The 8,358-nt window shown below is 70.2% G+C and carries 9 protein-coding genes and 1 pseudogene; 7 read left to right on the top strand and 3 right to left on the bottom strand.

What is annotated here, in order from left to right:
- Both AC3XYG_RS31900 and AC3XYG_RS31895 read right to left on the bottom strand, forming a co-directional pair.
- Window positions 1-226 (bottom strand): annotated as a pseudogene (locus AC3XYG_RS31900) (hydroxyacid dehydrogenase); the annotation flags it as partial.
- A gap of 10 nt (window positions 227-236) precedes the next feature.
- Window positions 237-1,217 carry an L-threonylcarbamoyladenylate synthase gene (locus AC3XYG_RS31895; RefSeq protein ID WP_489143913.1) on the bottom strand — a complete coding sequence of 327 codons (981 nt, stop codon included), beginning with the start codon at window positions 1,215-1,217 and terminating at the stop codon, window positions 237-239.
- A 149-nt stretch (window positions 1,218-1,366) separates the two neighbouring features.
- Between AC3XYG_RS31895 and parA the strand changes: the two genes are divergently transcribed.
- The 6 genes from parA (at window position 1,367) to AC3XYG_RS31865 (ending at window position 6,440) form a co-directional block, all read left to right on the top strand.
- The gene (gene parA / locus AC3XYG_RS31890; RefSeq protein ID WP_489143912.1) at window positions 1,367-1,981 is read left to right on the top strand and encodes a ParA family partition ATPase; all 615 of its coding nucleotides are present in this window, start codon (window positions 1,367-1,369) and stop codon (window positions 1,979-1,981) included.
- Window positions 1,982-2,058: 77 nt separating this feature from the next.
- On the top strand, window positions 2,059-2,832 hold the full coding sequence (gene hisN, locus AC3XYG_RS31885; protein ID WP_489143911.1) for a histidinol-phosphatase: 774 nt from the start codon (window positions 2,059-2,061) through the stop codon (window positions 2,830-2,832).
- Entirely contained in the window at window positions 2,832-3,281 is a 450-nt protein-coding gene (locus AC3XYG_RS31880) for a nucleoside 2-deoxyribosyltransferase (protein ID WP_489143910.1), read from the top strand. The genes hisN and AC3XYG_RS31880 overlap by 1 nt, the downstream gene beginning before the upstream one ends.
- A 21-nt stretch (window positions 3,282-3,302) precedes the next feature.
- Complete coding sequence (locus tag AC3XYG_RS31875; RefSeq protein ID WP_489143909.1) at window positions 3,303-4,205, top strand: LysR family transcriptional regulator; 903 nt, start codon at window positions 3,303-3,305, stop codon at window positions 4,203-4,205.
- A 367-nt stretch (window positions 4,206-4,572) separates the two neighbouring features.
- Window positions 4,573-5,778, top strand: coding sequence for an NAD-dependent formate dehydrogenase (locus tag AC3XYG_RS31870; RefSeq protein ID WP_489143908.1), 1,206 nt, complete (start codon window positions 4,573-4,575; stop codon window positions 5,776-5,778).
- An 86-nt stretch (window positions 5,779-5,864) separates the two neighbouring features.
- The gene (locus tag AC3XYG_RS31865) at window positions 5,865-6,440 is read left to right on the top strand and encodes an HPP family protein (RefSeq protein ID WP_489143907.1); all 576 of its coding nucleotides are present in this window, start codon (window positions 5,865-5,867) and stop codon (window positions 6,438-6,440) included.
- Window positions 6,441-6,756: 316 nt separating this feature from the next.
- Here AC3XYG_RS31865 and AC3XYG_RS31860 read toward each other — a convergent pair whose 3' ends face one another.
- The gene (locus tag AC3XYG_RS31860) at window positions 6,757-7,287 is read right to left on the bottom strand and encodes a SixA phosphatase family protein (RefSeq protein ID WP_489143906.1); all 531 of its coding nucleotides are present in this window, start codon (window positions 7,285-7,287) and stop codon (window positions 6,757-6,759) included.
- A gap of 113 nt (window positions 7,288-7,400) precedes the next feature.
- Here AC3XYG_RS31860 and AC3XYG_RS31855 point away from each other — a divergent pair.
- Window positions 7,401-8,358 (top strand): helicase HerA-like domain-containing protein (locus AC3XYG_RS31855; protein WP_489143905.1); only part of this gene is annotated, 958 nt, incomplete at its 3' end.

Genomic DNA, 8,358 nt, shown 5'->3' with positions numbered 1-8,358 from the left:
CCTGCGGCACCACGCCGATGCCGCGCGCGGCGCACAGCGTCATCACCGCCGCCACCTCGGCGGTCGACCCCGGCCGCACCACGATGCCGGCCGTGCCCTGGTACTTGCCGCGCCATTCCTTCAGATAGGGCGCCAGATCCGCCGCCTCATGCAGAACGCCCCGCGGGCCGGTGATGGCGGCCAGTGTCTCGATCAGGGCGGCCTCCAGCAACGCAGCGTCGGTCATCGCTTGCTCCCTAGGGGCGTGGGGCTGCGGCACGGCGCAGCCGGTCGTTGATCGCGGCACCCAGGCCGGTTTCCGGGATCGGCGCCACGGCGATGGTGCCGGCGCCGGTCTTATCCAGCGCCCGCAGCATGGCGAACAGGTTGGCGGCTGCCTCCGCCAGATTGCCCTTGTCGCTCAAATTCATCACCTTCGGCCCGCTGCGCAGATCGGGGCCGAAGGTCAGCAGCACCTCGTCCGGGCCGATGGCGCCGGCGTTCAGCCGCACCCGCGCCCGCGGCGCGTAATGGCTGGCCAGCTGGCCGGGGGAGGCCGGGCGGTCCGGATCCTTTTGCGGCACCGCGATCGGGCCCAGCAGCGCCGTCAGCTCCTCCACCGTCACCCCACCGGGGCGCAGCAGCATCGGCTGGTCGCCGGTCAGGTCCAGCACGGTCGATTCCAGCCCGACGGCGCAGCGGCCGCCGGCCAGGACCAGCGACACCCGGCCGGACAGCCCGTCCAAAACATGTTGCGGCGTGGTCGGGCTGACCGCGCCCGAGATATTGGCGCTGGGCGCCGCCACCGGCCGGCCGACCGCGGCCAGCAGCTTCCGCGCCCCCGGATGCGCCGGCACCCGGATGGCCAGGCTGTCCAGCCCGGCCGAGGCCAGCAGCGACACCGGGCAACCCGCGCGCCGCGGCAGCACCAGGGTCAGCGGCCCGGGCCACAGCGTCTCGGCCACGCGCCGGGCGCGGGCGTCGAACACCGCCAGGTCCTCGGCCTGCTCGGCCTCGGCCAGGTGGCTGATCAGCGGGTTGAAGCTGGGGCGCCGCTTGGCCTCGAAGATCGCGGCCACGGCGCGGTCGTCGGTGGCGTCGCCGCCCAGGCCGTAGACAGTCTCGGTCGGGAAGGCGACCAGCTTGCCCTCGCGCAGCAGCGCGGCGGCGCGGGCGATGCCGGTGGGGCCGTCATCGACGATCTCGGTCCGGATCGGGTCGGTCTCGGGGGTGCTCATATGTCGTTCTATAGCCCGATCCGGCGCCGGGGTGCCATGCGCTCCCGATGAATCGGGCATCCCGCATGCGGTGGGGACAGCCCCTGGCGATATCATGTTGCACTGCAGCAAAAGTCGGGCGACAGTGCCGCTGGAACAGGAGAACAAGAATGGCCGGTCGAACCATCACCGTGGCGCAGCAGAAGGGCGGCGCCGGCAAGACCACGCTGGTGGCCCATCTCGCCGTCGCCTTCGTCCGGTCCGGCCTGACGGTCGCGGTCATCGACATTGACCCGCAGGCCAGCCTCAGCCGCTGGGTCGAGGCGCGCGGCGCCGACCCCGGCTTCAGCCACCAGCAGATCACCGGCTGGCGCGTGCCGGCCGAGGTCGACAAGGCCCGCGCCAGCCATGACATCGTGCTGATCGACAGCCCGCCGCATGCCTCCTCCGACGCCCGCATCGCGGTGCGCGCGGCGCAGCTGCTGCTGGTGCCGGTCCAGCCCAGCCCGATGGATCTGTGGGCGACGCAGCCGACCCTGGCCCTGGCCGCGGCGGAAAAGGTGCCGGCGCTGATCGTGCTGAACCGGGTGCCGGCCCGCTCCGCCATGGCGGATGCGCTGGAGGTCGAGATCGGCAAGCTCGGCATCCCGGTGCTGGCCCAGCGCATCGGCAACCGCACCGGCTTCGCCGCGGCGATGCTGTCCGGCCGCACCCTGGTCGAGACCGGCCCGGCCACCAAGGGGGCGGAGGAGATCGCCGCCCTGGCCGCGGCGCTCAGGGGCTAAGCCCGGCATCGACGCAGACTTGCCCCGGCTCCGGTTTCCGGCGAGGCTGCGCGCCCCCGCCCGCCGGAGAGTCTGTGATGACCGCCGATCCCTTCGTCGCCTTTGCCGAAAGCCTTGCGGACGCCGCGCGCCCGGTGGCGATGCGCTGGTTCCGCACCGGCCTCGCGGTCGAGGACAAGGCCGATGCCTCGCCGGTGACCCTGGCCGACCGCGCGGTCGAACGCCAGCTGCGCCAGATGATCGGCGAACGCTATCCCGAGCACGGCATCCTCGGCGAGGAGCAGGGCGGCGAGGGCATTGACCGCGAGCTGGTCTGGGTGCTGGACCCGATCGACGGCACCCGCGCCTTCATCGCCGGCGTGCCGATGTTCGGCACGCTGATCGCCCTGGTCCGGGACGGCACGCCTGTGGTGGGGGTGATCGAGATGCCGGCGCTGGGCGAACGCTTCGTCGGCCATGCCGGGCATCCGACCCTGGCCGACGGCAAGGTGTGCCACAGCCGCGATTGCGGCGGGCTGGACCACGCCATCCTGTCCGCCACCTCGCCGGAAATGTTCTCCGGCGCGACGGCCGAGGTCTTCGGCCGGCTAGCCAAGGCGGTGAAGCATCGCCGCTACGGCCTCGACTGCTACGCCTTCGCCCTGGTGGCGCTGGGCTGTATCGACCTGGTGATGGAGCGCGACCTGCAGCCCTACGACTACATGGCGCTGGTGCCGGTGATCGAAGGCGCCGGCGGCGTCATCACCGACTGGCAGGGCAAGCCGCTGGGGCTGGATTCGACCGGTGAGGTGCTGGCCGCTGCCACCCCGGCGCTGCACCGCGCAGCACTTGCCGTGATTGGAGGCCTCTGATGCCGCGCCTCTATTTCGCCGGGCCGCTGTTCTCGGCTGCCGAGCAGGTGTTCAACGCGGTGCTGGTCGAGCGGATCGAGGCGCTGGGCTTCGAGGTCTTCCTGCCGCAGCGCGACGGGGTCGAGAGCAACCGCGAGCCCTGGGCGTCGATGACGCCGGAGGACCGCCGCCGCGCCACCTTCGAAACGGACCGCGACCAGGTCTTCGCCTGCGACGTGCTGCTGTTCGTGCTCGACGGCCGGGTGCCGGACGAAGGTGCCGCGATCGAACTCGGCATGGCCTATGCCCATCGCCAGTTGGCCAAGCCGGGGCGCCGTCTGGTCGGGCTGCACACCGATTCGCGCGCCGCCTTCCTTGGCGCCCGGCTGAACCCGATGCTGGCAGGGGCGCTCGACGCCGTGTTCGGCGATGTCGACGCGCTGCTGGGTTATCTTTCGGGCATCCGCTGACCCGGCGCGAGGGGCTCGGCCATGCTGATCCGGCACCTGCACTACCTCTCGGCCCTGGCCAAGGAACGGCACTTCGCCCGCGCCGCCGTCGCCTGCCATGTCACCCAGCCGACGCTGTCGGCCGGGATCAAGCAGCTGGAGGAGACGATCGGCGTGCTGATCGTCGAACGCGGCCAGCGCTTCATCGGCCTGACCGCCGAGGGCGAGCGGGTGCTGTCCTGGGCGCAGCGGGTGCTGGCCGACTATGATTCTCTGACCCAGGAACTGGGGGAGATGCGCGAGGGCCTGGCGGGCCGGCTGCGCATCGGCGCCATCCCGGTGGCGCTGCCGGTGGTGCAGCACCTGACGCGGGAGTTCGGCCGGCGCCACCCGCAGGCCGCGATCAGCGTCCGCTCGGTCAGCTCGATCGACATCCAGCGCGGCCTGGACGATTTCAGCCTCGATGTCGGGCTGACCTATCTCGACAACGAGCCGCTGGCCCGGATCCGCGCCGTGCCGCTGTACCGCGAGCGCTATTGGCTGGTCACGCCGCAGGACGGCCCCTTCGCCGGGCGGCAGACGGTGGGCTGGGCCGAGGCGGCGACCCTGCCGCTGGGCCTGTTCACGCCCGACATGCAGAACCGGCGGATCGTCGACATGCATTTCCGGGAGGCCGGGGCCGAGATCCAGACCGCGTTCGAGAGCAACTCGCTGCTGACGCTGTGGTCGCATCTGCCCGAAGCCGGCTGGTCCAGCGTGCTGCCGCAGACCTTCCTGCCGCTGATCCGCGGGGTCGCGGGGCTGGAGGCGATCCCGCTGTCGGAGCCCGATGCCTCGCACGCCGTCGGCCTCGTCGTCTCCGATCGCGAGCCGCCGCAGCCGATGGCGCGGGCGCTGCTGCGGGCGGTGCGCGACCTCGACCTCGGGGCCGTGCTCGGCGCGTAGCAACTCCATTCGGCGGGGGATTTGTCAGATTTCCCCACGATGTCATGCCCGGACTTGATCCGGGCATCCAGAGGCTGTCGACATCTTCTGGATCCTCGGGTCAAGCCCGAGGATGACAGTGAAAAGGGTTTCAGGGTGTCCTGGGCTGATAGAGCGCGTCTATCACGCCATCCGAAGTATCGATTGGAATACGTCGCCCTGTCGGTCGCATCCTAGCTGCGGTGTCACGGTCCGATCCCGGCCCGGCTCCCACGACTCCGCGAAACCAGCAGGGCTAAGCCCGCCGATATCGCACGGACACGCCATGGCGAACCCCGCCATGGCGGCGGATCGGACCAGATCTTCAATCCAAGGAGACTGGACGGAAATGGCCAAGATCGTGTGCGTCCTCTACGACGATCCGGAGACGGGTTACCCGAAGACCTATGCCCGGGACGACCTGCCGAAGCTCGACGGCTATCCCGGCGGCCAGACCCTGCCGACGCCGAAGGCGATCGACTTCAAGCCGGGCGAGCTGCTGGGCAGCGTCTCGGGTGAACTCGGCCTGCGCCGCTGGCTCGAATCCCTCGGCCACACCCTGGTCGTCACCTCCGACAAGGACGGCGCCAATTCCCGGCTGGACCAGGAGCTGGCCGATGCCGAGGTGGTGATCTCCCAGCCGTTCTGGCCGGCCTATCTGACGGCGGAGCGCATCGCCAAGGCGCCGAAACTCAAGCTCGCCCTGACCGCCGGCATCGGTTCCGACCATGTCGATCTGCAGGCGGCGATCGACAACAAGATCACCGTGGCCGAAGTCACCTACTGCAACTCGATCAGCGTGGCCGAGCATGTGGTCATGATGATCCTGGGCCTGGTGCGCAACTACATCCCCTCCTACCAGTGGGTGGTGAAGGGCGGCTGGAACATCGCCGATTGCGCCGCAAGGTCCTATGACGTCGAAGGCATGCATGTCGGCACCGTCGCGGCCGGCCGCATCGGCCTGGCCGTGCTGCGCCGCCTGAAGCCGTTCGACATGCACCTGCACTACACCGACCGGCACCGCCTGCCGGAAGCGGTGGAGACCGAGCTGGGCCTGACCTGGCATCCGACCGCCGAGGACATGGTCAAGGTCTGCGACGTCGTCACCATCAACGCGCCGCTGCATCCGGAGACCGAGAACCTGTTTGATGCCAAGCTTCTGTCCAAGATGAAGCGCGGCGCCTACCTCGTGAACACGGCCCGCGCCAAGATCGTCAACCGCGATGCCATCGTCGCGGCGCTGGAGAGCAGCCAGCTGGCCGGTTACGCCGGCGACGTCTGGTTCCCGCAGCCGGCCCCGGCCGACCATCCGTGGCGGACCATGCCGCATCACGGCATGACGCCGCACATCTCCGGCACCTCGCTGTCGGCCCAGGCGCGCTACGCCGCGGGCACGCGCGAGATCCTGGAATGCTGGTTCGAGGGCCGGGCGATCCGTGACGAGTACCTGATCGTGGACGGCGGCAAGCTGGCCGGGACCGGGGCGCATTCCTACAGCGCCGGCAACGCCACCGGCGGGTCCGACGAAGCCGCCCGCTTCAAGAAGACCGCCTGAAGTCGGCGGCTTCGTGAAGACCGCCTGACCTGAGGCCGTGAAGCCGGCCGGTGCGGGTTCGCACCGGCCGCGCGCCGGAGATCCTGATGTCATCATCCGATCCGATCCCGGACGCCCTGCCGGCGGCCGGCTTTTCCATGCGCGTCCTGCTGGCCCGGATGCGTGGCGCCCGATTACGCAAGCATGGTGCGCCGCCGGCCGCGGTGCCGCTGCCCCAGGCGCTGACGGCCGGGCTGGGCGGCGTGGTCGCGATCGGCCTCCTGACCCTGCTGGCGACACTATCCGGCGCGCCGCTGCTGCTTGCCCCGTTCGGCGCCACTTGCGTGCTGGTCTTCGCCTTGCCGGACAGCCCGCTGGCCCAGCCGCGATCCGTGATCGGCGGCCATCTGCTGTCGACGCTGGTCGGCCTCGCCGCGCTGCATCTGTTCGGCGGCGGCGTCTGGGCGCCGGCGCTGGCGGTCGGTGCCGCCATCGCGCTGATGCAGCTGACCCGCACCACCCACGCCCCGGCCGGCGCCGACCCGCTGGTCGTGCTGCTCAGCGGCGCGCCCTGGTCGTTCCTGGTCGCGCCGGTGCTGGTCGGATCGGTGCTGCTGGTCTGCTGCGCCCTGCTGTTCAACACCCTGGGGCCGGGTCGCAGCTATCCCCGCTATTGGCTGTAGCCGCTGCCGCAGCGCCCCGTCCGGAGCGCTGCGGCAACAGGACGCCGGTCAGCGATAGTAGCCGCCGTAGCCGTATGGGGCCGGGCGGGCATAGACCACGGCCGGCCGGCCATAGTAAGCGGGCCGAAGCGGGTAGACGACACAGCCGGCCAGGGAAACGGCTGCGATGAGCCAGATACTGAGTTTGAGCAGGCGTGCTGGTGCGCGCGACATTGGCAAAATCTCTCCGGCAACTCTCCACGCCCGGTTGGGCGCGTGAAGACTGCACGTGCGGAGCGTTTCCCTTCCGTCGTTCAAATCGATACTTTACCGCGAGTTAATCGTCATCCGGCACGCCGCCGACAGTCTTTGGCGTCTCGAAGGCAACGAGACGGCCGGGGCCGGCGGCATCGGCCCAGCGATCGCCCGGCAGCTCGATCACCGCCAGCCCGGCGGTCGGATATTTCGCGGCCAGCCGGGCCAGTGCCGCCGGGTCGCCATCCGTCGCCAGCCGGCGCGACAGCTGCCCCAGGTCCGGGTTGTGCCCGACCAGCAGCACCGTCGCCGCAGTATCCGGCGCCCGGCGCAGCCAGGCCAGCACCCCGGCGCCGCCGGCCAAATATAGGCCGCGCTCGAAACTCGTCTCCGGCGCGATGCCCCAGGCCTCCAGCACCAGCTCCAGGGTCTGCCGCGCCCGGGTCGCGGTCGAACACAGCACCAGGTCGGGCACTGGGCCATGTGCCTTCAGCCACCCCCCCATCAGCGGCGCAGCGGCACGGCCGCGCGGCGCCAGCGGCCGGTCGTGGTCGCCCAGGCTGGGGTCGGCCCAGTCGGATTTCGCATGCCGCAGCAGGATCAGGGTCTTCATCACGCAAAGCCGGGGTTTGAGAAAGGCGGGCCGAGTCATACCCTGCGCGACGGGCGATGTATCGTCCAGACGATGCCGACAGAGATGCCGGCCCGCCGGCTGCAGGAGATGGGATGACCGACCAACCCGGAGTGTACTTCGCCAAGGGCCAGCACGAACATCGGCTGCTGCTCGGCCTCGGCAACCGCCACGGGCTGATCGCCGGCGCCACCGGCACCGGCAAGACGGTGTCGCTCAAGGTCCTGGCCGAAGGGCTCAGCAACGCCGGCGTGCCGGTCTTCGTCGCCGATGTGAAGGGCGACATCGCCGGCATCTGCCAGCCGGGCGCCGCCAACCCGAAGATCGCCGAACGGGCCAAAGCGCTGGGCCTGGGCGAATTGCAGTATCGCGGCTTCCCGACGGTGTTCTGGGATCTCTATGGCAAGCAGGGCTATCCCGTCCGCGCCACGGTGGCGGAGATGGGGCCGCTGCTGCTGTCGCGGCTGCTCCAGTTGAACGACACCCAGGAAGGCGTGCTGAACATCGCCTTCAAGGCGGCGGACCAGGAAGGGCTGCTGCTGCTCGACCTCAAGGACCTGCAGGCGCTGCTGGCCTATATGGCCGAGAACGCGTCGAAGTTCACCGGCGTCTACGGCAACGTCTCCAAGGCCTCGGTCGGCAGCATCCAGCGCCAGCTCCTGGTGCTGGAGCAGCAGGGCGCCGAGTCTTTCTTCGGCGAACCCGCGCTCGACCTGATGGATCTGATCCGCACCACCTCGGACGGGCGCGGCGTGGTCAATGTGCTGGCGGCGGAAACCCTGATCCAGGCGCCCCGGCTCTACGCCACCTTCCTGCTGTGGCTGCTGTCCGAGCTGTTCGAACGCCTGCCCGAGGTCGGCGACCCCGACAAGCCGAAGCTGGTGTTCTTCTTCGACGAGGCGCACCTGCTGTTCGACGACGCGCCCAAGCCGCTGGTCGAGAAAGTCGAGCAGGTGGTGCGGCTGATCCGCTCCAAGGGCGTCGGCGTCTATTTCGTCACCCAGAACCCGATCGACGTGCCGGACAAGGTGCTGGCCCAGCTCGGCAACCGGG

Source organism: Inquilinus sp. (assembly GCF_057815775.1).
This window is presented reverse-complemented; position numbering and strand designations above follow the sequence as displayed.